General features: G+C 62.9%; 22 protein-coding genes. 10 read left to right on the forward strand and 12 right to left on the reverse strand.

Annotation, left to right across the window (positions count from 1 at the left end; genetic code table 11):
- The first annotated feature begins 1 nt into the window (after nucleotide 1).
- Genes minC through minE form a run of 3 tightly spaced genes read left to right on the forward strand, consistent with a single transcriptional unit; the run spans nucleotide 2 to nucleotide 1,874 of the window.
- Nucleotides 2-772: a septum site-determining protein MinC gene (minC, locus tag FJQ55_RS04555; protein WP_140826501.1), complete on the forward strand. Its 771-nt coding sequence runs from the start codon at nucleotides 2-4 to the stop codon at nucleotides 770-772.
- Between the two features lie 29 nt (nucleotides 773-801).
- On the forward strand, nucleotides 802-1,617 hold the full coding sequence (gene minD / locus FJQ55_RS04560; protein WP_140826502.1) for a septum site-determining protein MinD: 816 nt from the start codon (nucleotides 802-804) through the stop codon (nucleotides 1,615-1,617).
- Nucleotides 1,614-1,874 (forward strand): cell division topological specificity factor MinE, encoded by a 261-nt coding sequence (gene minE, locus FJQ55_RS04565; RefSeq protein ID WP_062275848.1) that lies wholly within the window; start codon nucleotides 1,614-1,616, stop codon nucleotides 1,872-1,874. The genes minD and minE overlap by 4 nt, the downstream gene beginning before the upstream one ends.
- A gap of 108 nt (nucleotides 1,875-1,982) precedes the next feature.
- On the opposite strand, the gene FJQ55_RS04570 is transcribed toward minE, so the two are convergent.
- Nucleotides 1,983-3,896, reverse strand: a complete 1,914-nt coding sequence (locus FJQ55_RS04570; RefSeq protein WP_140826503.1) for a PhoX family protein — start codon at nucleotides 3,894-3,896, stop codon at nucleotides 1,983-1,985.
- Nucleotides 3,897-4,300: 404 nt separating this feature from the next.
- Between FJQ55_RS04570 and FJQ55_RS04575 the strand changes: the two genes are divergently transcribed.
- Nucleotides 4,301-6,079 carry an acyl-CoA dehydrogenase family protein gene (locus FJQ55_RS04575; protein WP_140826504.1) on the forward strand — a complete coding sequence of 593 codons (1,779 nt, stop codon included), beginning with the start codon at nucleotides 4,301-4,303 and terminating at the stop codon, nucleotides 6,077-6,079.
- A 271-nt stretch (nucleotides 6,080-6,350) separates the two neighbouring features.
- Nucleotides 6,351-7,109 (forward strand): crotonase/enoyl-CoA hydratase family protein, encoded by a 759-nt coding sequence (locus tag FJQ55_RS04580; protein ID WP_140826505.1) that lies wholly within the window; start codon nucleotides 6,351-6,353, stop codon nucleotides 7,107-7,109.
- A gap of 35 nt (nucleotides 7,110-7,144) precedes the next feature.
- Here FJQ55_RS04580 and FJQ55_RS04585 read toward each other — a convergent pair whose 3' ends face one another.
- On the reverse strand, nucleotides 7,145-8,062 hold the full coding sequence (locus FJQ55_RS04585) for an aminoglycoside phosphotransferase family protein (protein WP_140826506.1): 918 nt from the start codon (nucleotides 8,060-8,062) through the stop codon (nucleotides 7,145-7,147).
- A 218-nt stretch (nucleotides 8,063-8,280) separates the two neighbouring features.
- Here FJQ55_RS04585 and FJQ55_RS04590 point away from each other — a divergent pair, with 218 nt between their 5' ends.
- Nucleotides 8,281-8,604, forward strand: a complete 324-nt coding sequence (locus FJQ55_RS04590; RefSeq protein WP_140826507.1) for a hypothetical protein — start codon at nucleotides 8,281-8,283, stop codon at nucleotides 8,602-8,604.
- A 6-nt stretch (nucleotides 8,605-8,610) separates the two neighbouring features.
- On the opposite strand, the gene FJQ55_RS04595 is transcribed toward FJQ55_RS04590, so the two are convergent.
- Both FJQ55_RS04595 and FJQ55_RS04600 read right to left on the reverse strand, forming a co-directional pair.
- Entirely contained in the window at nucleotides 8,611-9,861 is a 1,251-nt protein-coding gene (locus tag FJQ55_RS04595; protein ID WP_140826508.1) for a class I SAM-dependent RNA methyltransferase, read from the reverse strand.
- Nucleotides 9,858-10,694 carry a TlyA family RNA methyltransferase gene (locus tag FJQ55_RS04600; protein WP_140826509.1) on the reverse strand — a complete coding sequence of 279 codons (837 nt, stop codon included), beginning with the start codon at nucleotides 10,692-10,694 and terminating at the stop codon, nucleotides 9,858-9,860. Before FJQ55_RS04600 ends, FJQ55_RS04595 begins: the two co-directional genes overlap by 4 nt.
- Nucleotides 10,695-11,148: 454 nt before the next feature.
- Between FJQ55_RS04600 and FJQ55_RS04605 the strand changes: the two genes are divergently transcribed.
- The 3 genes from FJQ55_RS04605 to FJQ55_RS04615 all read left to right on the forward strand — a co-directional run bounded on the left by FJQ55_RS04605 (nucleotide 11,149) and on the right by FJQ55_RS04615 (nucleotide 16,441).
- A complete protein-coding gene (locus FJQ55_RS04605) occupies nucleotides 11,149-12,174 on the forward strand; it encodes a DUF4424 domain-containing protein (RefSeq protein ID WP_140826510.1) in 1,026 nt (341 codons plus the stop codon).
- A gap of 207 nt (nucleotides 12,175-12,381) precedes the next feature.
- Nucleotides 12,382-14,406, forward strand: a complete 2,025-nt coding sequence (locus FJQ55_RS04610; protein WP_140826511.1) for a methyl-accepting chemotaxis protein — start codon at nucleotides 12,382-12,384, stop codon at nucleotides 14,404-14,406.
- Nucleotides 14,407-14,596: 190 nt separating this feature from the next.
- Nucleotides 14,597-16,441: a methyl-accepting chemotaxis protein gene (locus tag FJQ55_RS04615; protein ID WP_140826512.1), complete on the forward strand. Its 1,845-nt coding sequence runs from the start codon at nucleotides 14,597-14,599 to the stop codon at nucleotides 16,439-16,441.
- 75 nt (nucleotides 16,442-16,516) lie between these two features.
- On the opposite strand, the gene FJQ55_RS04620 is transcribed toward FJQ55_RS04615, so the two are convergent.
- The 3 genes from FJQ55_RS04620 to FJQ55_RS04630 form a co-directional block, all read right to left on the reverse strand.
- Entirely contained in the window at nucleotides 16,517-16,774 is a 258-nt protein-coding gene (locus FJQ55_RS04620; RefSeq protein ID WP_140826513.1) for a DUF2188 domain-containing protein, read from the reverse strand.
- Nucleotides 16,775-16,782: 8 nt separating this feature from the next.
- Nucleotides 16,783-17,109, reverse strand: coding sequence for a hypothetical protein (locus FJQ55_RS04625; protein WP_140826514.1), 327 nt, complete (start codon nucleotides 17,107-17,109; stop codon nucleotides 16,783-16,785).
- 158 nt (nucleotides 17,110-17,267) lie between these two features.
- Nucleotides 17,268-17,870 carry a superoxide dismutase gene (locus FJQ55_RS04630; RefSeq protein ID WP_140826515.1) on the reverse strand — a complete coding sequence of 201 codons (603 nt, stop codon included), beginning with the start codon at nucleotides 17,868-17,870 and terminating at the stop codon, nucleotides 17,268-17,270.
- 194 nt (nucleotides 17,871-18,064) lie between these two features.
- On the opposite strand from FJQ55_RS04630, the gene FJQ55_RS04635 reads away from it, so the two are divergent.
- A complete protein-coding gene (locus FJQ55_RS04635) occupies nucleotides 18,065-18,394 on the forward strand; it encodes a hypothetical protein (RefSeq protein ID WP_140826516.1) in 330 nt (109 codons plus the stop codon).
- A gap of 3 nt (nucleotides 18,395-18,397) precedes the next feature.
- Here the strand turns inward: FJQ55_RS04635 and FJQ55_RS04640 are convergent, their stop codons facing one another.
- The 5 genes from FJQ55_RS04640 to FJQ55_RS04660 form a co-directional block, all read right to left on the reverse strand.
- The gene (locus FJQ55_RS04640) at nucleotides 18,398-18,739 is read right to left on the reverse strand and encodes a YkgJ family cysteine cluster protein (RefSeq protein ID WP_140826517.1); all 342 of its coding nucleotides are present in this window, start codon (nucleotides 18,737-18,739) and stop codon (nucleotides 18,398-18,400) included.
- Nucleotides 18,740-18,742: 3 nt separating this feature from the next.
- Nucleotides 18,743-19,927 (reverse strand): MFS transporter, encoded by a 1,185-nt coding sequence (locus tag FJQ55_RS04645; protein ID WP_140826518.1) that lies wholly within the window; start codon nucleotides 19,925-19,927, stop codon nucleotides 18,743-18,745.
- Nucleotides 19,928-19,973: 46 nt separating this feature from the next.
- Nucleotides 19,974-20,222: a type II toxin -antitoxin system TacA 1-like antitoxin gene (locus tag FJQ55_RS23940; protein WP_140826519.1), complete on the reverse strand. Its 249-nt coding sequence runs from the start codon at nucleotides 20,220-20,222 to the stop codon at nucleotides 19,974-19,976.
- Between the two features lie 44 nt (nucleotides 20,223-20,266).
- Nucleotides 20,267-22,186, reverse strand: a complete 1,920-nt coding sequence (gene dxs, locus FJQ55_RS04655; RefSeq protein WP_140826520.1) for a 1-deoxy-D-xylulose-5-phosphate synthase — start codon at nucleotides 22,184-22,186, stop codon at nucleotides 20,267-20,269.
- Between the two features lie 92 nt (nucleotides 22,187-22,278).
- Nucleotides 22,279-23,205 carry a pirin family protein gene (locus FJQ55_RS04660; protein WP_140826521.1) on the reverse strand — a complete coding sequence of 309 codons (927 nt, stop codon included), beginning with the start codon at nucleotides 23,203-23,205 and terminating at the stop codon, nucleotides 22,279-22,281.
- Nucleotides 23,206-23,280 lie beyond the last annotated feature (75 nt).

Here is a 23,280-nt window from a genome sequence, read left to right on the forward strand (position 1 = left end):
GATGACCAAAGTGCTAACCGAACCACGCTCCATCCGCATCAAGGGCAGATCCTTCCTGGCCGTCGTCCTGACGCCGGATCTGCCGTTTGACGATTGGCTCGTCCGGCTCGATGATCTCGCGGCCCGCTCCGCCGGCTTCTTTCTCGGTCGGCCCGTCGTTCTCGACGTATCGGACCTGGAGATCGACCGACCGCAGCTGAAGGCGCTGATCGCCGAGCTTGGCAGCCGCAACGTCTCGATCATGGGCATTGAGGGCGGACGTCCCTCGCTGGTCGAGCCCGGCATGCCACCGATGCTGAAGGGTGGCAAACCGGCGGCAGATTACGAGGTACCGCGCTCCGAGGTGCCGGAACCGGTAAGCGGCAAGAGCGCTGAAGCAACGGCGAACCCGCCGGTCGAGCAGGCGCCGCCGCAGGTGGTGGTGCAGCAGAGCCAGGTTTCGGCTCCCTCGCTGATTGTGCGGGAAACGGTGCGGTCGGGCCAGTCGGTGATCTACGCCCAGGGTGACGTGACGGTCATCGGTTCGGTTCAATCCGGTGCCGAAGTGATCGCCGGAGGCTCTGTTCATATTTACGGCGCCCTTCGTGGGCGTGCATTGGCAGGCTGCGTTGGCAATGCCGACGCAAGGATCTTCTGTCGTAAGTTCGAATCCGAACTGGTGGCAATCGACGGTGTCTACGCGATGACCGACGACATGGATCCGGAATTGAAAGGGCATCCAGTTCAGCTTTGGCTGGAGGGGGATGCGATCATGACAGAAAGAATGATGTGAACGTGAGCGGGGATAGACAGGAGAACCACATGGGCAAGGTTATAGTCGTGACATCCGGCAAGGGCGGGGTCGGCAAGACCACCTCGACGGCCGCTCTGGGTGCAGCGCTCGCGCAGCGCAACGAAAAGGTCGTCGTCGTCGATTTCGACGTCGGTCTTCGCAATCTCGATCTGGTGATGGGCGCTGAGCGCCGCGTCGTCTATGACTTGGTGAACGTGATCCAGGGTGACGCCAAGCTGCCGCAGGCGCTCATCCGCGACAAGCGACTGGAAACGCTCTTCCTGCTGCCCGCCTCACAGACCCGCGACAAGGATAACCTGACCGCCGAAGGCGTCGAGCAGGTCATCAACGAGCTGAAGAAGTATTTCGACTGGATCATCTGCGACAGCCCCGCCGGCATCGAACGCGGTGCGACGCTCGCCATGCGCCATGCCGACATGGCCGTCGTCGTCACCAATCCGGAAGTCTCCTCGGTGCGTGATAGCGACCGCATCATCGGTCTCCTGGATTCCAAGACGCTCAAGGCCGAGCGCGGCGAGCGCATGGAAAAGCATCTGCTGCTCACCCGCTACGATTCCAACCGCGCCCAGCGCGGCGACATGCTGAAGGTCGACGACGTGCTGGAGATACTCTCCATCCCGCTGCTCGGCATCATTCCGGAAAGCATGGATGTGCTGCGCGCCTCCAATATCGGCGCACCGGTGACGCTCGCTGATGCCCGCAGCGCCCCGGCTCTCGCTTACTTCGACGCCGCCCGCCGCCTGGCTGGTGAAAACGTCCCGATCACCATTCCTGGCGAGAAGCGTGGCCTCCTCGACAAGATCTTCGCGCGGAGGGCCGCATGAGCATTTTCTCCCTGTTCCGCAAGCAGCGTTCCGCCCCCATGGCGCGCGAGCGACTGCAGGTCCTGCTCGCCCATGAACGGGCGTCGCTCGAAAGTGATCTGGTCGCAGTGCTGCGCGAGGAAATCCTCGCCGTGATTGCCAAGCATGTCGAATTCGACCGCGACAAGGTCGAGATCAAGATGGACCGCGACGGCGACGTCTCGATCCTCGAGATCGACGTCGAGATACCGCTCAACGCCCAGCGTCTCGCGGCCTGATCCGGTCGTCATCTGTCATGAAAAAGGCCGCCACCGGAATTCCGGTTGGCGGCCTTCTCTTTTGTCGAACGGGCAGGGCGGTTTCGCCACCCTGCCTCGCCAGGATCGTTAGCCGATGCGGGCGTTGTCGTCCTTCTTGATCGCAACGATGGTCGAACGTGGCAGCTTGCCCTCGCCATCGGGGAAGGGCGCGTCGGGATGCTGGATCCCGACGAAATGGGTGCGCTTGTCGGCAGACCAGGTCTGGCCGGTGACCTCGGCACCCTTCGGCGCGGTCAGGAAGCGCTCGATCCGTCCGGTGACCGGGTCGCCTGCGAGCATCTGGTTGTTGCCCTGACCGGCAAAGTCGCCCTCATTGGTGTCCTCGCCGTCGGTCTGGATCCACAGAAGACCAGTGGAATCGAACATCATGCCATCAGGCGAATTGAACATGTTGCCTTCGTTGATGTTCGACGAACCGGCATAGGGGCTGTCCTTGTGCACGACCGGGTTGCCGGCCATCAGGAACAGATCCCACTTGAACTTGCCATCTGCATGGTCGTCATTCTCCGGGTACCAGCGCACGATCTGGCCGTATTCATTGGCCTCGCGCGGGTTGACGGCGTTGATTTCCATCACGTCGCCCCCGGCATTGGTCTTCATCTTGCCGTCCTTGACCACGGCACGGTTCGAATTGTTGGTCAGGCAGCAATAGGCTTCGATGGCAACCGGATTGGTGGCAACCCATTCCGGGCGGTCCATGGTCGTCGCGCCAACCTTGGAAGCGGCCTGACGGGTGAGAACGCAGATCTCGTCCATCTTCATGCCGGTCGTCTCTTCGGTGAGCGCGAGCCACTCGCCGTTGCCGTCGTCCGAGAATTTGGCGACGTAAAGCGTGCCTTCGTCGAGCAGCTTCGAGGTGTCGCCACCCGGAACATAGATGCCGTTGGAGACATATTTGTAGAGAAACTCGCCACGCTCGTCGTCACCCATATAGACGACCACGCGGCCGTCACGGGCCACCACCACGGCGGCGTTTTCGTGCTTGATACGGCCAAGTGCTGTGCGCTTGATCGGGGTCGAGGACGCGTCCGAAGGATCGATTTCGACGACATAACCGGCGCGACGCGGCTCGTTCGGGTTCTTCGAGACGTCGAAGCGCTCGTCAAACTTCTCGTAGCCATAACGCGTCTCCGCGACGATGCCGTAACGCTTGTAATCGTCGGGCATTTTGAAGTCGGCAACGGTCGAGCCGAAATAGCCGTTGAAGTTTTCTTCGCAGGTCAGATAGGTGCCCCAGGGCGTCTTGCCGGCGCCGCAGTTGTTGAAGGTCCCGAGACAGTCGACACCATTGGGATCGGCAGCCGTCTTCACGAGGTCCGAACCGGCGGCCGGGCCCGACAGCTTCATCGGCGTGTTGTGATGGATACGGCGGTTGAACTTGCTGTCGACCACGATCTGCCAACCGTCAGCGCCTTCCGCCACTTCCATGACGGTCACGCCCTGCATGTGTTGCAGGATCTTCACGTCGTCGAGGCTCTTCGGCATGCCCTTTTCGTTGTGCGGCAGGTTGGTCTCGTTGTTCACATATTCATGGTTGACGGCGATCACCTGGGCGCTGCCAATGACGAACAGCTCCATACCGTCGGTGTTCTCACCGAACACCTTGTCGGAGTTTTCAAGCGACACGCCATTGGCCGGATCGATGTCGGAGGCGGTGGAAAAAAGCGGCTGGCCCCACTTGGCGAGCGGCTCCCAGCGATAGCCTTCCGGCACATGCACGGTGTTGTCGGTCGAGATCGGCACCGGCTTGAACGGGAAACGCGAGCCGGCTTCCTGGGCCTGGGCAGAGGTCGACGACATCAGATTGCCGAGCGTGCCCATGGCAGCAGCAGCCGAGCCGAGGGCGAGCACGCCGCCGAGAAAGCCACGGCGGGAAACGGCGCGTTCGACGACGCGATCGAAATCGGTCACGGCCGGCGGCGGATTGTGCAGCTCGTCCCACTCGTCCCAGGACAGATGATTGGTGTTGGTCTCGGTCATCGCGAAGCCTCCTTTGGGTTGCGTTCACTTCCGACTAGCCAGCCCGAGTAACAGTCATGTGACGAAGACCAGCCCTCGTCACCGATCGCAAAATTCGAAATTTCGACGCCCCTGCAACAGGCCGGCTATCCGGCCGGATTAAATCCTTGGGCCGTCTCGCCTTTGCCCACCAATCGCGATCGCAGGGCTGGCGACGCGGCTTTTCCGCTCACGCAACTGTCTCCTCCCTCCCGTGGCAGTCCTGTTTCGTGGGGCCAATGGGTCGGTGGACGAGACTTCCTGACGCATGCAAAAGATTTGACGTTTACGTAAAAATCAATTAGCCAAAGAGGAGAATGAGCCGCGCCTCCTGGGTGGGAGTCCTTGGCGTGGCTTGAAGCATACGCCAGATGGAGGAGCACGTCATGTACAAGGCGCCCGTAGAAGAGATCGCGTTCACCCTGAAGCATGTCGCAGGTCTCAGCAAGGCCATCGAAGACGGCAAGCTGGGCGACCTGAGCGACGATCTCGTCGACGCCATCCTGACAGAAGCCGGCCGCTTCGCCTCCGATGAGGTCGCGCCGCTGGCCGAGATCGGCGACAAGCAGGGCGCTCGAATGGTCGATGGCAAAGTGATTGTGCCGGATGGCTGGGACAATCTCTACCGTGCCTGGGCCGAAGGCGGCTGGAACTCGCTGACGGCGTCGCAAGACTTCGGCGGGCAGGGGCTGCCCCATATGCTCAACGTCGCGGCACTCGAAATGTGGAACTCCGGCTCCATGGGCTTTGCGCTCGGACCGACGCTGACCATGGGCGCCGTCGATGCCGTCACCGCGCACGGTTCCGAGGAATTGAAGGCGAAGTATTTGCCGAAGATGGTCTCCGGTGAATGGACCGGGACCATGAACCTCACCGAACCCCATGCCGGTTCCGACCTGGGCGTCATGAAGTCCCGCGCTGAGCGTCGCGACGACGGCACCTACCGTATCTTCGGCCAGAAGATCTTCATCACCTGGGGCGAACACGAGATCACCGAGAACATCATCCATCTCGTCCTCGCACGCCTGCCCGATGCACCCGCCGGCACGCGCGGCATCTCGCTCTTCCTCGTGCCGAAATATCTCGTCAACGACGACGGCTCGCTCGGTGCCCGCAACGACCTCCACTGCCATTCGTTGGAGCACAAGCTCGGCATCCACGGCTCGCCGACCTGCACCATGATCTATGGCGACGGCAAGTATGGCGACGAGCCGGGCGCGATCGGCTGGCTGATCGGCGAGGAAAACAAGGGCCTCGCCTGCATGTTCACCATGATGAACAATGCCCGCCTCGCCGTCGGCATGCAGGGCGTCGCCATCTGCGAGGCCGCCACCCAGAAGGCCGTGCAATACGCGAAGGATCGCACGCAAGGCAAAGCCCCCGGCTGGACCGGCTCCGGCATGTCGCCGATCATCGAACATCCCGATGTCGCCCGCATGTTGGTGACCATGAAGGCGCTGACGCAAGGCTCCCGCGCCATCTGCTATGTCTGCGCCCACGCAACCGACATGAGCCATCACGCCGAAGGCGACGAAGCCCGCCACTGGGCCGAGCGCGCCGCTCTGCTGACGCCGATTGCCAAGTCCTTCGCCACCGACGCCGGCGTCGATGTCGCCTCGCTCGGCATCCAGACCCATGGCGGCATGGGCTTCATCGAGGAAACCGGTGCTGCCCGCTACTGGCGCGACAGCCGCATCGCCCCGATCTATGAGGGCACCAACGGCATCCAGGCCGCCGACCTCGTGACGCGCAAGCTGCCGCTCTCCAACGGCAACCATGTCCGCGGCTACATCACCGAGCTGAAGCAGGTGGTCAACGCCGTGCGCGCTTCCAACCTCGAGGCTTTCGGCGAAACCGCCGCGCGCCTCGACGCGAGCCTTTCGGATCTGGAAGACACCACTGAATGGCTGCTTTCGCAGCTCGCCGCCGGCAATGCTTCGGCCGCGCTCTCGGGCGCCACACCCTACCAGCGCCTCTTCGGCCTGACGCTCACCGGCGTCTATCTCGCCAAGGGCGCGCTCGCCGACGAGGACCATGGCCGCGACAACCGCTTGGCCCTCTGCCGCTTCGCCACCGAAAACCTGATTGCCGAGACCGCAGCCCTCAAGGACCGCGTCATTCACGGCGAGGCAAGCCTCAACGCAGCCAGGGCATTGTTTGCGTAATTCCCACCTCCCCCTTGAGGGGGGAGGTCGCCGCAAAGCGGCGGGTGGGGGTGACTGCCGCTCAGCGGGCTAGGATCGCCCCTCATCCCCGGCGCAATGGCATTGCGCCTGACCTGCCGGCACCTTCTCCCCGCAAGCGGGGAGAAGAGCGAAGGCCGCAGCGCCTCCGGTCCCCCTCGCCCCGTTCACGGGGAGAGGGATCGCCGAGCGAAGCGGAGGCGGGGTGAGGGGCTATTCGCGGCGACGGACACAATTGAAGAGGGACAATAAAATGACCGACCACATTGAGATCACCCGCCCCGAAGCCCATCCCGGCGTCCTCGTCCTGCGCTTCAACCGGCCGGACAAGAAAAACGCCATAACCCAGGCGATGTACCAGAAGCTCACCACTGGCCTCCTCGAAGGCGAGAATGACGACAGCATCCGCGCCATCGTCTTCCTCGGCACTGAAGGCTGTTTCTCCGCCGGCAACGACATGGCCGATTTCTTGGGCTTCGCCATGGCCGGTGCCGTGGGGGAACCGGCGGCCTTCGGCCTCCTCAAGGCGCTGACCGAAGTCACCAAGCCGCTGGTCTCCGGCGTCGACGGTCTCGCGATCGGCATCGGCACGACGCTCAACATGCATTGCGACCTGACGGTCGCCTCCGACCGCAGCCTGTTCAAGACGCCCTTCGTCGATTTGGCGCTGGTCCCGGAAGCCGCCTCCAGCCTGATCGCCCCGCGCATCATGGGCCACCAGCGCGCCTTTGCCATGCTCGCCGCCAGCGAGGGTTTTTCCGCCGAACAGGCACGCGAGGCCGGTCTCATCTGGAAAGTCGTCTCACCTGATCAGGTCGAGGCCGAAACCTTGAAGATCGCCTCCTCGCTCGCGTCCAAGCCTCCGGCCGCCATGAAGATCGCCCGCGCGCTGGTCAAGGGCGGCGCCGAAGAGGTGCGTACCCGCATGCAGGAAGAGCTCGTGCACTTCGTCGCCCAGCTGAAGAGCGCGGAAGCCCGCGCTGCGTTCGAAGCCTTCATGAAGGGGCGCTGAGGGCCAGGCTCCATCCCGACCGCACGCGTTTTGGTTCAGTCGGCACGCGCTCGGTGATCGTCGAGAACGGCGGCGATCACCTCAGCCGGTGAAAACTCCTCCGGATGCGTCGGCGCACCGGAGGCGAGAACCAGGGCCGCCTTCCACAGGGCCCAGGCCCGGGCGCGGGCCCAGCGTCCCGTATCGGCGGCGACCGCCTCGCGAAACGCGTTCCGGCTTTCTCCCTCGAAGAACAGCCAGGTGATGACGAGGTCGCAGGCCGGATCGCCGACGCCGCAGGAGCCGAAATCAATGACGCCGGAAAGCTTGCCACCCGTCACCAGCAGATTTCCGACCGCGATGTCGCCGTGCAGCCAGCAAGGCGGTCCGGAGAACGGGGCCGCTTGCGCCGCATCGAGAACGGCAAGCGCCGCCGCCGTGTCGATCCTGTCGCGCAGCTGATCGAGGGCCCGCCGGGCTTCTGCTCCGTAGACGCCGATCACGTCGCCGCCCCGGAAGAAGTTGTGAGCGCCTGCAACCGGGCCGCCTTCGACATCGATCTGGTGCAACACCTCGAGGAAACCGGCAAGATCGGAAGCGAAGGAGGTGAGGTCCGGCACGAGCTCTCGACGCACGGGTTCGCCCGCCGTCCAGTCGTAGATCGTCCAGTGCCAGGGATAGTCCGCTTCGGGCTTCCCGAGGGCGACCGGCATGGGCACGGCGAGCGGCAGCAATGGCGCCAGAACCGGCAGCCAGTGAAACTCCTTCGTCGCCTGTCCGGCATAACCCTCGGCCGTGGGCAGGCGAACCTTCAGCCCGTCACCCAGCCGAAAGGTCCAGTTGTCCCAGCCGTCGTTCTCGACCTCTCGGACCGGCAGATCGGCATATTGCGGAAACTGTCGCGCGACGAGCCGCCGAACGAGGTCGACGCCCACGGCAAACTTGCCCGCCTTCAGTTTGTCGGTGCGTTGCATGAGCGGTTCCCCCTGTCGTGGCGAGATAAGCGGTGTGTTGCCTGGTAATCAACTCCGTCGGCTTGAATGCCATTCTTGCCCGAGGGTTCCGCAGGCTGGACCCGGATGCCGGGACGTCGTGCGATTGGTTCAGCCTCTGTTCAGCCTTTTCGGCCTAGAGTCGCAACAAGTACGCCTGTCGGGCGTTTGACCTATTCGTTTCCGGTTCCGAGGTTTCTATGTTGCGTGTGTTCTGTGTCGCAATCGGCCTGATGATGGCCGCTCTCTCCGCCCATGCCGGCCCCATGTCGGTGATGCCGGGACAGCCTGGAAAGGCCGACCTCGTTTTTGTCGACAGCAATGACGACAACGATGTCATCCAGAGCGAGTCCAAACGTCCTCGCGAGCCCTATGTCCGTCCGCAACGCTATATCTGCGTCGTCGATCAATCCGGCAGCATCGGCGGCACCGGACAGGCGCAGTGCCCGGCCAAGCCCGGCCGCGTCGGCGGCAAATGCCGCTGCGCCAACGTCACCGGCTCGGGCACGCTCTATACCTACTGAGCAGCCTCAGCCCTTGGTAAGCGTCGCTACCGCCTCGACATGCGGCGACCAGAGGAACTGGTCGATCGGCGTGACGGTGTCGATCCGGTAGCCGCCAGCCGTCAGGATCGCGAGATCGCGGGCCAGCGTCAGCGGGTTGCAGCTGATCGCGACGATCTTTTTCACCTTTGATTTCGCCAATTCCACGCACTGCGCCTCGGCGCCCGCACGCGGCGGGTCGAAAACCACGGCGTCGAAAGCCTTGAACTCGGATGTCATCAGCGGACGCCGGAAAAGGTCGCGGCGTTCGACGCTGATGGGCTTCAGTCCTTGCGTATTGCGGGCGGCGAAATCGAGCGACTTGACCGCCTTCTCGTCCGACTCCACGGCGAAAACCGAAGCGACCCGCGCGATCCGCAAGGCAAAGGTGCCGATGCCGGAAAACAGGTCCGCGACCTTCTTCGCCTTGCCGATATGGGCGATGGCGAGCCCGGCCATATGCTCTTCGGCCTCATGTGTCGCCTGAGTGAAGCCTCCCGGCGGCAGCACGACCCGGGCGCCGCCGAAATCGAGCAGCGGTTTGTGCGGTTCGATGACAATTTCGCCATTGGCCGAAACGCGGGCGATGCTCTTCAGCTTGATGACGGCATTGGTAACGGCGCGCCGCGCCTGATCCCCGAGCCCGCCGCGCAGCCCGTCGAGCGAGATGTCGAGACCGGTCGGCGTCTCGGTCACGGTGACGCGGAAGTGTTCGGCACCGCAGGCATTGGCGATGATCTTGATCGCGTCCAGACGGGAGATCAGCCCGTCGGACGCGATGGGACATTCCTCGACGGGAACGACATGATGCGTCTCGGCCTGCATGAAGCCCATCACTAGACCATGCTCGCGCCGCCGGGCGGTGAAGACGAGGCGCCGGCGCTGGTGCGGGTGAGCCTCGAAGATCTCGGCCACTGGCACATCCAGGCCCTTCGATTTCAGCGCATCGATCACGATCTGCCGCTTGAAGGCGTTGTAGGGAGCCTTGGCCAGATGCTGCAGCGAACAGCCACCACAGATGCCACCGACCCCGTGGGGGCCGAAATGCTTGCAGGGCGGCGCGACGCGATCGGGTGAGGTCGAGGCAAACGACATGATCGTGCCTTCGTTCTTCACTCGTGCAATGGCGACGGTTTCCCCCGGCAGGGCGAAGGGCACGAAGACCGGACCATCGGAGCCATGCGCGACCCCGTCGCCCTTGGCACCGAGGCTGGCGATGGTGACGCTGTCCGCGCTCATGCCTCGTTCCCTTCGTCGTCGAGGTCGCCGTCGACATCGTCATCGAGATCATCGTCGTCATCAGCGTCGCGCGGTGCATCGAGCGGCTTGACCCCGGCGAGCAGAAACTCCTCATTGCCGTCCCCGCCGGAGATGGGCGAGGGGATGAGTCCGAGGCTCGTCCAGCCCATGTCTTCGGTGAGCCAGCGTTCCAGCTCGGCTGCCACCAGCGGTGCCGTTTCCGGCTCCTTCAGCAGGCCCGCCTTGCTGATCGCCTCGCGCCCGGCCTCGAATTGCGGCTTGACCAGCAGCAGGCAGTGTGCGCCCGGCTCGGCAAGCTCCAGTGCCGGCACCAATGCCAGCTTCAGCGAGATGAACGAGACGTCGGAGACGACGAAGTCGATCGGCCGGTCGTCAATGTCCTCGGCCTCCATGTAGCGCGCATTCAAGCCCTCGATATTGGTGACGCGCGGATCGGCGGCAAGGCGCGGATGGAACTGGCCATGGCCGACATCCACCGAAACGACATGCGCCGCGCCACGCTTCAGCAGCACTTCGGTAAAGCCGCCGGTCGATGCCCCGACATCGAGACATTCGCAGCCTTCGGGCGAGAGACCGAAATGGTCGAGACCGGCCACCAGTTTCAGCGCCGCGCGCGAGACATAATCCTGCGCCGGATCGTCGATGGTGAACTGGTGGGTCGCGGCAAAGACGAGGCTGGGTTTGGTGACGACTTTACCATCCACCTTCACGGTGCCACGCTGGATCGCGTCACGCGCGCGGGAGCGGCTGGCGAAGAGGTCGAGGGCGACCAGAAGCTGGTCGAGGCGCTGGGGTTCGGGCAAATGTCTCATGCCCCGTCAATGATCGGTGCGGGGCTGCGGCGCAAGTGTTTTTCTGCCGAAATGACAGGACGGGGCTCGGCATTGCCATCAGCTCCGACAGCGCGAGCTATATTTCTGCGGCCATTCCAGGTTTCATTAGGAATCCTTTAATCCATGGAATCTAATATACAGATGTCGGCCGATGCAGATCTCCTCCTCCCAAGCGATCGTCGACCGACCCAAGCCCTGCGCGTTCTCGTCCCCTCCAGGCCGCAGACAGACTGAAGCCCTCCGGATTCGGGCCCGGAGGGCTTCGCTTTTTTCTCCCGCTCTCATCCCGTATGCGATGTCGCGTTCGTATGCCGCGATCCCTCTTGTTCCATTTGACCCAGCTATGGCCGCGCTGCGGCATTGACCGGAGCCGAACGGCCTGACTAATTTGCCGATCGAGATCGTTAGACGGGGCGTCAAAGAGGTGAGGGTGATGAAAGCAAAGAATGGCGGCTGGGCATTGGGATGGATGCTGCTGGCGCTGTCACCGGCAGTCGCGTTCGCCAATGACACCATGGCCGTGCTGAGTGCCGGTGGTCTGAGCTTCACCCATACGGACCAGATCACCATGGCGCGGGAGGATCTCTCTATCTCGCCCGAACGCGTCGACGTGAAATACACCTATCGCAACACCGGTGACACGCCGGTCACCACGATCGTTGCCTTTCCCATGCCGAAGATCGGCGGCCCCGTCGAAACCATGGCGGCGGTGCCGGACGAGCAGAGCGACAACTTCATGGGCTTTTCCGTCGTGCAGGATGGCGAGACCATCAAACCGAACCTGCAGCAACGGGTCCTCGTGCAGGGCATCGATTTCACCGAGGAAGTGAAGTCGAAGGGCGTACCGCTGCAGCCGCTTGCGACGAAAACCCGGGAAGCGGTCGCAGCACTCGATGAGGCCGTGGCCGACGACTGGTTGGTCAAGGGCCTGATCGTCAACATGGATTTCGGTGCCGAAAAGCCGGAATATGTGCCCGTATGGGAACTGGACACGGTTTACTGGTGGGAAACCACCTTCCCGGCCGGAAAGGAAGTAGAGGTCGAACACTCCTACCGGCCGAGCGTCGGCGGGACGACCGGCCTGGTGTTTCTTTACGACGGCAAGCCATCGGACCAGATCGATGACTATCGCAAGCGCTACTGCCTCGATGACGACTTTCTCAAAGCGGCGATCAAGCTGGAAAAGTCGCAGAACTTCGACACCGGCCTCTACTATTTCGAGCAGTGGCTCTCCTACATCCTGACCACCGGCAACAACTGGTTCGGGCCCATCGAGGATTTCCACCTGACCGTGGACAAGGGCAATCCCAACAACATCATCAGCTTCTGCGGTGAAGGCATCAAGAAGACCGGCCCGACGACGTTTGAAATGCGCGCCAAGGACTTCGTGCCCGAGCGGGATCTCGATATCCTCATGCTTGTCTCCAGCAAAGACTGGACCATGGGCAATCAGCCATGATTTGGTAACGGGTTGTAAAACCGTTTTCGACAGGATTGCCGCGATCGGATGGATCCGGCTTCCCCCTGAACGCGCCATGACGGCTGCGCAAATCCCGGATTGGATCATGCAACGCTCCAGCGGCGATGGCTTGAAGGCCTCGTCTGCCGCATTGCGACGCCTGCGCGCGTTCGCAAGGCCTAAAGCCATGCCCGAAAGTTGAAGTTCATGTCGCTCAACAACCTGTCTCTCAGCAAGAAGCTGATCCTCACCTTCTGCACCATCATGGCCGGCTGCTTTCTGGCTTCGGTCGTCGTCTTTCTGCAGGCCTATACCGCCAAGATGGCGGTCATCGATCAGGACCGCGCCCAGCGCATCGTGAACCTCGTTGATAGCGCCAAGACTGCCATGGCCGAACAGGCCGCGAACGAGCGCGGCTATCTGCTGCTCGGAAGCGATACCACCCTGGCCGCCGTGACGACCGAGCGCAACGCGCTGGAAACCGCCCTCGCCGAGGCTGCCACGCTTGCCGCCGGCGACACGGCCGTCAGCGGAAAGATCGAGGCGATGCGGACCGCCGCAGCTGCCTACGCCGCCAATGTCGCCGATCCGCAGATTGCCGCCCGCAAAGACGGCAAGCTGGCAGCAGCCGAGATCGCCGCGATCGACAAGACCGTGGGCACTGGCGAACTCGATGAGTTCCGCGCAGCTGGCAGCGAGATCAAGGCGCTTCTGGCCGATCGAACGGCCGAAATCCGCGCGAAGCTCGACAATGCCCATCATGCGCTTGAACTCGCGCTCATTCTCGGTGCTGCCGTTGCCGGCGTCTTTGCCGTTGGCCTCATCTGGCTGCTCGCCCGCTCGATCGTGACTCCTATCACCGGCATGACCGATGCCATGGCCCGGCTTGCGGCCGGCGATCACAAGGTCGAGGTTCCGGCCGTTGAGCGGGGCGACGAAGTCGGTCGCATGGCCAAGGCCGTACTTGTCTTCAAGGACGCTGCGATCGAAAGCGCCCGCATGGCCGATGAACGCCGTGTTATGCGCGAGCAGGCCGAGGCCGAACGCCAGAAAACGGAGGCTGAAAAGGCGAGCGAGGCGGAAGAGATCCGTTTCGCCATGGCCGAACTGGAACAGGGCCTGACGGCACTTGCCAATGGCGACGTTGCCTTCCGCTTGGAGCGTGCCTTCGCGCCGAGGCTCGACAGCCTGCGCGGCAATTTCAACGACTCCGTCGACAAGCTCCAGGCCGCACTCCGCACCGTCGGGGACAATGCCAAGGCGATCAATGCGGGCGCCGCCGAAATCCGTGCCTCGGCCGATGATCTCGCCAAGCGCACCGAACAGCAGGCCGCCTCGGTCGAACAGACCGCCGCTGCCGTCGAGGAGGTCACCACCACCGTCAAGGATACTGCCCAGCGCGCCGAGGATGTCGGCCAGCTGGTCGAGCGCACGCGCGCCGGCGCCGAACGGTCCGGTGAAGTCGTCCGCTCGGCCGTCGCCGCCATGTCGGGCATCGAACAGTCCTCGCAGTCGATCTCCAACATTATCGGCGTCATTGAGGATATTGCCTTCCAGACCAACCTTCTGGCACTGAACGCCGGTGTCGAGGCCGCGCGTGCCGGTGAAGCCGGCAAGGGTTTTGCGGTCGTGGCCCAGGAAGTGCGCGAACTTGCCCAGCGCTCGGCCAATGCCGCCCGCGAGATCAAGTCACTGATTGCCAATTCGACCGCCCAGGTCGGAAATGGCGTGGCCCTGGTCGGCGAGACCGGTACGGAGCTTGAAAAGATCGTCGCGGCTGTCCAGGAAATCAGTCACCATGTCCAGGCGATCGTGACGGCCGCCCGCGAACAGTCGACGGGCCTCCAGGAAATCAATCTGGCGGTCACGGCCATGGATCAGGGCACCCAGCAGAACGCCGCCATGGTCGAACAGCAGACGGCTGCCTCCCACACGCTGGCGGCAGAAGCGGATTCGCTCAACACACTTCTGGCGCAGTTCAGGCTCGGCCAGTCCGGCTCCTCGGCAACGGCTGCCCCGCGCCGAAACACCGTCAACGCCGCCGGCAGCCGCACGACCCCGGAGCCTGCCGCCTTGCAGGCGCGCTCGACGCCAAAGCCGGCATCCGCCGCCCATGCCGCTGCACCATCACCGGCCCGGGCACTCGCCGGCAAGCTTGGCCGCGCCTTCGGCGGCGGCAAGGCACCCCAGGCGGCACCGGCACCCGTTCAGCAGGACTGGACTGAATTCTGACCATTGCAATCGGACGTGGGGCGTCCCAAGGCGCCCCACCTCTTTAGCGGCAAAAGTAAATCGTGATGAACGATTTCCTAAGATTCGCATGGCGAAATTTCGCCATTCGGAACCAAATGTTAACGCCTGTCGGGGAATGTGTTACCGTTAACATCGCCCACCGAATGCGGTGGCATCCAACGGACGTTCCATGTTCAGATCATATACGAAACTGCCGCTCTCGCTCCAGATGGTATTGGGAATTGGCATCGCAGTGGCCGCCATTCAGGCCGGCACCGCCGCTTACGAAATCTCCGCAGAAAGCCTGACCCTCACCGACAAGGCCGCAAAACGCGGCGACGCGGCACTGGACATGCTGGAATCCGTCCACACCCAGGCGATGCTCAACCGCAAGGAAGTGGCTGAAGACGATCCGGCCATCGCAACGCTCGACGGCACCATGGAGCAGTTTTCCAACTCCGGCGGCAGCGTGAAGCTGTGGCTCGTCATGGGCCCCAAGGTCATCGATTTTCAGAAGGCTCAAGGCGAGACGGAATTTGAAGGACCGCGCGATCGCGTCGACGAACAGGCGATCGCAAAGCTGGAGCGGCTGAACAGCCTCGAAGGCGAGCGCTTCCGCATGACCCGCCCCGTCATCCTCGGTCAGGGCAGTGCGAGCAACGAGAAATGCGCCGCCTGTCATACCGCCAAGATGAACATCCAGCCGGGAGAAGTCGTCGGTGTCTATAGCGCCGAAGTCGACCTTGCTCCGGAACTCGCCGCTTGGCGTGCCAATGCCTGGAAGCGGGTTGCCATCGGGGCCGGCGCGCTTGCCGTGATGATCGCGCTCGTGGTGCTGATGCTGCGCGTGACCGCTGTCAATCCGCTGCGCAAGCTTGCCCGCGCGACCCAGAGCCTGTCCGAAGGCAATCTCGACATCGATGTCGGGACGAATGACCGGCGCGACGAACTGGGAACGATGGGCCGCGCGCTGGAAGTGTTCCGTGACAACCTGCGTCGCACCCGGTCTCTGGAAACGGAGACTGAACACAATCGCCAGCGGGCAGAGCAACACCGTCGTGACGTGGAGCGTCGTGCCGAGGAAGAGGCCGCAGAGAAGCTGCAACTCGCTACCGCTGGATTGGCATCAGGCCTGCGTCGCCTTGCCGCCGGGGATCTTGCCTTTCAGATCGAAGAACCCTTCGACGCCAGCTTCGAGGCATTGCGGCACGACTTCAATGCCTCCGTTCGTGAACTTGCCGGCACCATGTCCGCCATCCAGGGAGCGGTTGGCGTGATAGATGACGGCAGCGGCACGATCGCAGCAGGGGCAAATGAGCTGGCACGGCGGACTGAAAGCCAGGCTGCGTCCCTGGAACAGACCTCTGCTTCGCTGAAGGAGATCAATGCGACCGTCCACGCAGCGAATAAGCGAGTAGCCGACGCACGCGAGGTGGCGAAAAAGGCAAATCAGAGTGCGCTTAATTCCGGCAAGGTTGTCACGGAAGCCGAGCAGGCGATGCACCGCATAGAGGAAAGCGCGCAGCAGATCTCCAACATCATCGGCGTGATCGATGAGATCGCCTTCCAGACCAATCTTCTGGCGCTGAATGCCGGTGTCGAGGCGGCCCGTGCGGGCGAGGCCGGCAAGGGATTTGCCGTTGTCGCCCAGGAAGTTCGTGAACTCGCCCAGCGCTCGGCAAATGCCGCCAAGGAGATCAAGACCTTGATCCAGAATTCGACCGCCCAGGTTGAGAGCGGAGTGAAGCTGGTGCATGGAACCGGCGAAACGCTGGTTGAAATCGGCAGCCTCATCCAGACGATCAATGACCACATGGATGCTATCGCCGACTTCTCGCAGGATCAGTCTAACGGTTTGCGCGACATTGCCGGTGCTGTCGAGACGCTCGATACGGCAACCCAGCAGAATGCGCGGGTCTCGGACGACCAGAGCAACGAGGCAAGCCGACTGGCAAAGGAAGCTGCAGCGTTGCGGGTGATGATCGAGCGCTTCCGGATTGAGGCAGGTCGCACGCAGATGCGCCGCGCTGCATGAGCCATTCCAGAGAGACGAAAACGAAGAAAGCCCGTGGCGATGCCACGGGCTTTCCCTTAGCCTGCGAGGCAGGCTTTACCGGGCGTCTTCGACATCGTCGACTACGTCCGTCATGGGCCGGTCCGCACCGTCCGCATGTTCGTTGTGCCAATTGCCGTCCGCGTCCTGCCAGCTGATCTCTGTATCGCCATCAGCCAGCTGCTGGGCGCCGGCTGCCTGTCGTGCGGCCGAAAGCGCCTCGGCATGGGTCGGGTACGGCTCGGAATAAACGTCCCCGAGCCTGTACGCGTAACCTTCGTCATGCTCGACGACGTGATAGGTCACCTTGACCATGCCGCGCCTCAGTTCCAGCGCCAGCGATGGTCGCGCGCCGCCGGAGCGGAATTGGCCACCAGATAACCGATAAGACCGCCAAGGATGCCGAGCGTGATCAGACCGGCAGAGGTAGCGCCCGGATGGCGGCGAACGACGCTGGCGACGGCATCGGCACCATCACGGGCATAGCCTGCCATGGCGCTTGCGGTGTCTGCGGCACCGTCGAATGCATCAACGGCACGATGGCGGATGCGGCTGGTGCCACGGCTTGTCTCGCGGCTGATCACCGTCTTCAGGTCATTCATCTGTTCGCGCAGCTCGCGCAGTTCTGCCTGCAGGTTCGAAGTCGCCATGGGACATTCCTTTCATTTTTGACTGGGTCTTGGCGAACAAACGTGGTGGCACGGCGATGGTTCCATCGGCCGGACCCACCATTCTGTCGCAGCCGGAAACGAAAAACGCCCGGCACCTTTTGGCACCGGGCGTCCGAAGAAACGGATCTGTCAGAGGCTTACTTGGTCGCGCCTTCGTAAAGTTCCAGCACGTAGTCCCAGTTGATCAGGTTGTCGACGAAGGCTTCGAGATACTTCGGGCGGGCGTTGCGGTAGTCGATGTAGTAGGAGTGTTCCCAGACGTCGACGCCGAGGATCGGCGAGGCGCCGTGGATCAGCGGGCTTTCGCCGTTCGGGGTCTTGGAGATCTCGAGCTTGCCGTCCTTGACCGAGAGCCAGGCCCAGCCGGAGCCGAACTGCGTGGTGCCGGCGGCGATGAAATCGGCCTTGAACTTGTCGTAGCCACCGAGGTCACTGTCGACGGCTGCCTGCAGCTTGCCGGGCAGCTTGTTGCCGCCGCCGTCCTTCTTCAGCCAGTTCCAGAAATGCAGATGGTTGTAATGCTGGCCGGCATTGTTGAACAGGCCGGCATTCTTGCCGTAGGACTGCTTGACGATCTCTTCGAGCGACAGGCCTTCGAGACCCGAATCCTTGAGCAGGTTGTTGCCGTTGGTCACATAGGCCTGGTGATGCTTGTCGTGATGGAACTCGAGCGTTTCCGCCGACATATAGGGCGAAAGTGCGTCGTAAGCATAGGGCAGGGCGGGCAATTCGAAGGCCATGGTGATATCTCCTTTGGGCAATGGATTGCGTTTTGGCAGGTGACGGGAACATAGGTGCGCTTGAAGGGCGAGGCAACCTTTGCTCTTCCAAAAACCGGAGTGGGGAGGAAAGAAATGTCTTCCGTTTTTGGACTTGCAGCCAGGCCGTTTCCAACGGATCTTCCAAATCTCGCCAATCGACGCCAAGGTGCTCCATGACCTCATTTGCCCGCCTCGTTTCCGCTGCAGCGCTGCTCGTTCTTCCTCTATCCACACTGGCCTTTGCTTCGTCCGACGATGCCTGGGACGAGTTCGCCAAGGATGTAGCAGCCAAATGCACGGCGCTTGCGGAGGGCCGCATCGAAAAGCCGAAGGTCGTGGTCGATCCCTTCGGGACCGAAAGCTATGGCATGGCCATTCTCACCGGCAAGGCGGTTGGTGCCGATGCCACGGTGAGCTCGATCTGCGTGTACGACAAGAAGACCCAGACGGCGGAAATCGGCGGCGAATTGCCGGCCGATCAGGTGACGATCACCGTTCCCTGAGGCTTACGCTTCGTAGATCTCGGGCTCCGGCAGACTTTCCAGGCTGAAGCCGAATTCTGCCCGCGCGATCTTGCATTCCTCGTCTCCGGGCATGCAGGTGCGGCAGACATGCGGGCGCACGAGATAGACTGCGCAGCCGACATGTTTGCCGACTTCGCCCGTGAGGGCCGCACAGCGCCCGTGTTCGAACTTCATGCCGCTCTCGTCCTTGGCGATCATGGCTTCAGGGATGGCGGCGATCTCCTCGTCACTTTCGAGGGAAAAGCGCGGCCATTCGGCGGAATAGGCGCAGCAGGCGCCGCAGGCCTGACAGTCGAAGATCTCGGGCGGCGAGGTTTCCAGCATGGCTCAGCGCTTCGCGGCGCGCAGGCGCATCAGGTTGACGGCGAAGAAGCCGGTGAAGCCCAGCATCAAAAGACCGACGAAGACAGGCCCGGCATCGACCGAGACGAGATCCATGGTGAGGCCCGTGCTGCCGGAGCCCGCGGCACTGCCGATCGCGTAAGCCAGCGCGAAAACGGCAGCACCCGAGACCAGCAGGCCGCCACGGAAGCGTTCGCCGAGCAGGGTCAGTGCTGCGGTGTACAGCGAGAAGCTGGCCGCACCGAGGATCGAGATGGTGATAAGGAGCGCCGCCTGCGATGTCATCAGCGGCAGGACGAGGAAGGCCACCGCCGTGACCAGCGAACCGGAGACGGCGATGACCGGCCGCGACAGCCGGTCGAGCAGCCAGCCGACGAAGGGCTGGGCGAGTGCCGTCGGCAGAGCCACCATGGTGACGACGAAGGCCGCGAAATTCTGGCTGTAGCCGCGCTCGACGAAATAGAGCGGGATCATCGAGATCGCCGCAATATCCGAAAAACCGAAGGCGACGACCATCAGCGTCAGCACCGGCGCGAGCTTGACGAAGGTCAGGAGCCCGCCGGTTTCCGAGGCTTCCGGCTTGGTCTTGGCGTAGCGACCGAGCATAACGGAGGCGAAGGCAACGAGCGCGACATAGGCGGCCGTGAGCGCGAAGGCGAAACCGTCCTCGATGCCGACAAGCGGAATGGCGAGCGGCCCGGCGGCAAAGCCCGCGCACATGCCGGCACTATAGGCGCCGGAGACGCGGCCGCGCAGGCGGTCCGGACAAGCGGTGTTCAGCCAGGCTTCGGAGACCGTGTAGATGATGCTGGTGCAGAAGCCGAGCAGGAAGCGGGCGACGAACCAGACGGCGAGGCTGTCGAAAGTGGAGAAGGTCGCAAGACAAACCGAGACGCCGCAAAGCGATGCGACGATCAGCCTGTCGCCGCGGACCACCTGCGTCAGTCTGCCGATCAGAAGCGTCGAGGAGGCGAGACCCAGCGCAAAGACCGAGGCGTTCAGGCCCGCCATGCTGGAGGAGACCCCCCGGCTTTCGAGGATCAGCGAGATCAGCGGATAGGTCAGCCCCTGACCGACGGCAAAGGCGGTGACACCGAGAATGACAACCGCGATCGCCGCCCAATCAGGCGCGACGTCGGGTGCGATATCCGTGGTGCCTGCGGTATGCATGGGGCCTCCGAGACGCGTTTCAGCGCGCGCCGATTGACGCTCCGGTCTAGCGGCGGGATCGGGGGAAGTCCAGAGAGGGGCTTTGAACGTCTGCCTCTGAGCTTTGGTGATCTGCAATAACCCGCTCCCGGTGCCGAGCAAGCGCCTCTCGCAATGCCATTGTCGTTGCTGACGGATTGTCCATTGCGGCAAGGAAGACCGCATAGTCCTCGGGCTTGAGCACAGTGACACGCTCACTGCTGATGTTCGGCTCGCCGTTGCTTGTGCTGCGGTCCGGCAGGTCTCTGTTGCGCATAAGAGATTGTCTCGCAGGCAGCGATAAAGATCAACCTTACCGTCTCAACCCGCAGCAATCACGGCTGGCACATCCTGCCCCAGCGCAGCGAACACCGTCTTCAGAATACCCGCAGCATCGAGGCCTGCCTTGGCATACATCACCTCGGGCTTGGCCTGGTCCATCCAGACATCGGGCAATACGAGCGAGCGGACCTTCAACCCGTTGTCGAGCAGGCCCTCGTTGACCAGGAAATGCATGACATGGCTGCCGAAGCCGCCGACGGCGCCTTCTTCGACGGTGATCACCACCTGATGGTGGCGGGCGAGTTGGCGGATCAGGTCGTGGTCGAGCGGCTTGGCAAAGCGGGCGTCGGCGACGGTCGTCGAGAGACCGGCAGCGTCGAGGTCTTCGGCCGCCAACAGACAGTCGGCTAGCCGCGTGCCGAAAGACAAAAGCGCCACCTTCGAGCCCTGCTTGACGATGCGGCCCTTGCCGATCTGAAGGATCTCGCCGCGCTCGGGCATGGGAACGCCCACACCTTCGCCGCGCGGATAGCGGAAGGAGATCGGACCGTCGTCGTAGGCCGCGGCGGTGCGCACCATGTGCTTCAGTTCCGCTTCGTCGGCCGCCGCCATGACAACGAAGCCGGGAAGCGATGCCAGAAATCCGGTGTCGAAGGAGCCTGCATGCGTCGGCCCATCGGCGCCGACGAAACCGGCGCGGTCGATCGGGAAACGCACCGGCAGGCCTTGGATCGCCACGTCGTGCACGACCTGGTCGTAGCCGCGCTGCAGGAAGGTTGAGTAGAGCGCGCAGAACGGCTTGAAGCCTTCGGCTGCAAGGCCGGCCGCAAAGGTCACCGCATGCTGCTCTGCAATCCCGACGTCGAAGGTGCGTTCGGGAAAGAGCGTCTGCAGCTTGTCGAGACCTGTGCCGTTCGGCATGGCGGCGGTAATACCGACGATCTTCTCGTCGTGACGCGCTTCTTCCACGAGCGCATCGGCAAAGACGGCTGTATAAGCAGGGGCATTCGGTTTGGCCTTGGCCTGGGTGCCGGTGATGACGTCGAACTTGTTGACGCCGTGATATTTGTCGGCCGCAGCCTCCGCCGGCGGATAGCCCTTGCCCTTCTGCGTCACCACATGGATCAGGACGGGACCCTTGGCATTGTCGCGAACATTGCGCAGCACCGGCAGAAGATGCTCGAAGGAATGCCCGTCGATCGGGCCGATGTGGTAGAAGCCGAGCTCCTCGAACATCGTGCCGCCGGTCACATAACCGCGCGCATGCTCGACGGCCCGCGTGATCGCCCGGTCGACGGTTTTGCCGAGATAGGCGGTCAATTTCTTGCCGAAATCGCGAAAGCCCATGTAAGTACGGCCGGAAGCAAGACGGGCGAGATAAGCACTCATCGCCCCCGTCGGCGGCGCGATCGACATGTCGTTGTCGTTGAGAATGACGATCAGACGCGCATCGAGCGCGCCGGCATTGTTCAGCGCTTCATAGGCCATGCCAGCCGACATTGCGCCATCACCGATAACGGCGATCACATTGCGGTCGGTCTTCGACAGCTCGGCCGCCACCGCCATGCCGAGGCCGGCTGAAATCGAGGTGGACGAATGGGCCGCACCGAAAGGATCGTATTCGCTTTCAGTGCGCTTGGTGAAGCCGGAAAGACCGTCTTCCTGGCGCAGCGTTCGAATACGGTCGCGCCGGCCGGTCAGGATCTTGTGCGGATAACACTGGTGACCGACATCGAAGATCAGCCGGTCATGCGGTGTGTTGAAAACCTTGTGGATGGCAATCGTCAGCTCCACCACCCCGAGCCCTGCGCCCAGATGTCCACCGGTCTTCGACACAGCGTCGATCATCTCGTCGCGCACTTCGCGCGCCAGCTGTGGCAGCTCTCGGTCTTCAATCACCTTCAGATCCGCGGGGTAGTGGACCTTGTCGAGAAGCGGCGTATCGGGCAGGGATGTCACGGGGCGCATGCCTTCTTAAACTCGTTCTTGGTGCGCGATAACATCCCAAACCGGTCGGGGCAAATAGTCGGCACTGGACAACTATATAGACATCATCGCCCTTCCGGCAAAGGCACGAATTCCTCTTCGTCCCCCGGAACGATGTCGAAACGGCCGGTCCGCCACTCTTCCTTGGCCTGTTCGATGCGTTCCTTTGACGAAGAAACGAAGTTCCACCAGATGTGTTTCTGCGATCCCATTGCAGCCCCGCCGAACAGCATCGCGTGACAACCGGCAGCACCGCCGATCAGGGTGATCGCGTCGCCCGGCCGGAAAACAAGCAACTGGTCCGGCCCGAAACGGTCACCGGCAATCTCGATCTCGCCGGAGAGGATGTAGAGCGCCCGTTCTTCCTGCGTCGCGTCGAAGGGAAACTTCGCACCCGCCTCAAGGCTCAAGTCCACATAAAGCGTCTCCGAAAACGTCTTCACCGGTGAGCGCAAGCCATCGAGCGCACCGATCACCACACGGCCGGAGGCGCCGCGATCGGCAAAAGTCGGCAGCGCCGCCTTGGCGGTATGCGCAAAGGCCGGATCAATCTCCTCCATCTGATCGGGAAGCGCGATCCAGGTCTGCAGGCCGGACATGGCGAGCGGATGCCCGCGCAGGTTTTCCGGCGTGCGCTCGGAATGCACGATGCCACGCCCTGCTGTCATCAGGTTGATGTCGCCGGGCGCGATCACCAGTTCGGTGCCGAGGCTGTCGCGATGCTTGATCTCGCCGTCGAACAGGTAGGTGACGGTGGAGAGCCCGATATGCGGATGTGGCCGCACATCCATCGCTTCGTCGGCCTTCAGCACCGCCGGCCCCATGCGGTCGAAGAAGATGAATGGCCCGACCAGCCGCCTCTTCACCGAAGGCAGAGCCCGGCGCACCGAAAAGCCGCCGATATCGCTGGAGCGGGGAATGATCAGATGCTCGATCGCATCGCAGGCAAAGCCGTCGCCAGGGACGGGATCAATTCCGGGAAAGAAGGACATGGGCGGTCTCCGCGTGATCAATGCAAAAACTGTAAGGTGGCGTGAGGCCGGAGGCCAGCCGGCAATTTCGTCGAC

The organism is Rhizobium glycinendophyticum (assembly GCF_006443685.1).
GTDB classification, from domain to species: Bacteria; Pseudomonadota; Alphaproteobacteria; order Rhizobiales; family Rhizobiaceae; genus Allorhizobium; species Allorhizobium glycinendophyticum.

Bases quoted from the DNA above. Each gene is read 5' to 3' on its own strand.
- FJQ55_RS04605 (WP_140826510.1), top strand. From the start codon at position 11,149: ATGAAAGCAAAGAATGGCGGCTGGGCATTGGGATGGATGCTGCTGGCG.
- FJQ55_RS04620 (WP_140826513.1), bottom strand. From the start codon at position 16,774: ATGGTCAAGGTGACCTATCACGTCGTCGAGCATGACGAAGGTTACGCG.
- FJQ55_RS04630 (WP_140826515.1), bottom strand. From the start codon at position 17,870: ATGGCCTTCGAATTGCCCGCCCTGCCCTATGCTTACGACGCACTTTCG.
- minE (WP_062275848.1), top strand. From the start codon at position 1,614: ATGAGCATTTTCTCCCTGTTCCGCAAGCAGCGTTCCGCCCCCATGGCG.
- FJQ55_RS04575 (WP_140826504.1), top strand. From the start codon at position 4,301: ATGTACAAGGCGCCCGTAGAAGAGATCGCGTTCACCCTGAAGCATGTC.
- FJQ55_RS04590 (WP_140826507.1), top strand. From the start codon at position 8,281: ATGTTGCGTGTGTTCTGTGTCGCAATCGGCCTGATGATGGCCGCTCTC.
- FJQ55_RS04610 (WP_140826511.1), top strand. From the start codon at position 12,382: ATGTCGCTCAACAACCTGTCTCTCAGCAAGAAGCTGATCCTCACCTTC.
- FJQ55_RS04625 (WP_140826514.1), bottom strand. From the start codon at position 17,109: ATGGCGACTTCGAACCTGCAGGCAGAACTGCGCGAGCTGCGCGAACAG.
- FJQ55_RS04645 (WP_140826518.1), bottom strand. From the start codon at position 19,927: ATGCATACCGCAGGCACCACGGATATCGCACCCGACGTCGCGCCTGAT.
- minC (WP_140826501.1), top strand. From the start codon at position 2: ATGACCAAAGTGCTAACCGAACCACGCTCCATCCGCATCAAGGGCAGA.
- FJQ55_RS04600 (WP_140826509.1), bottom strand. From the start codon at position 10,694: ATGAGACATTTGCCCGAACCCCAGCGCCTCGACCAGCTTCTGGTCGCC.
- FJQ55_RS04615 (WP_140826512.1), top strand. From the start codon at position 14,597: ATGTTCAGATCATATACGAAACTGCCGCTCTCGCTCCAGATGGTATTG.
- FJQ55_RS04660 (WP_140826521.1), bottom strand. From the start codon at position 23,205: ATGTCCTTCTTTCCCGGAATTGATCCCGTCCCTGGCGACGGCTTTGCC.
- FJQ55_RS23940 (WP_140826519.1), bottom strand. From the start codon at position 20,222: ATGCGCAACAGAGACCTGCCGGACCGCAGCACAAGCAACGGCGAGCCG.
- FJQ55_RS04635 (WP_140826516.1), top strand. From the start codon at position 18,065: ATGACCTCATTTGCCCGCCTCGTTTCCGCTGCAGCGCTGCTCGTTCTT.
- FJQ55_RS04640 (WP_140826517.1), bottom strand. From the start codon at position 18,739: ATGCTGGAAACCTCGCCGCCCGAGATCTTCGACTGTCAGGCCTGCGGC.
- FJQ55_RS04580 (WP_140826505.1), top strand. From the start codon at position 6,351: ATGACCGACCACATTGAGATCACCCGCCCCGAAGCCCATCCCGGCGTC.
- FJQ55_RS04570 (WP_140826503.1), bottom strand. From the start codon at position 3,896: ATGACCGAGACCAACACCAATCATCTGTCCTGGGACGAGTGGGACGAG.
- FJQ55_RS04585 (WP_140826506.1), bottom strand. From the start codon at position 8,062: ATGCAACGCACCGACAAACTGAAGGCGGGCAAGTTTGCCGTGGGCGTC.
- minD (WP_140826502.1), top strand. From the start codon at position 802: ATGGGCAAGGTTATAGTCGTGACATCCGGCAAGGGCGGGGTCGGCAAG.
- FJQ55_RS04595 (WP_140826508.1), bottom strand. From the start codon at position 9,861: ATGAGCGCGGACAGCGTCACCATCGCCAGCCTCGGTGCCAAGGGCGAC.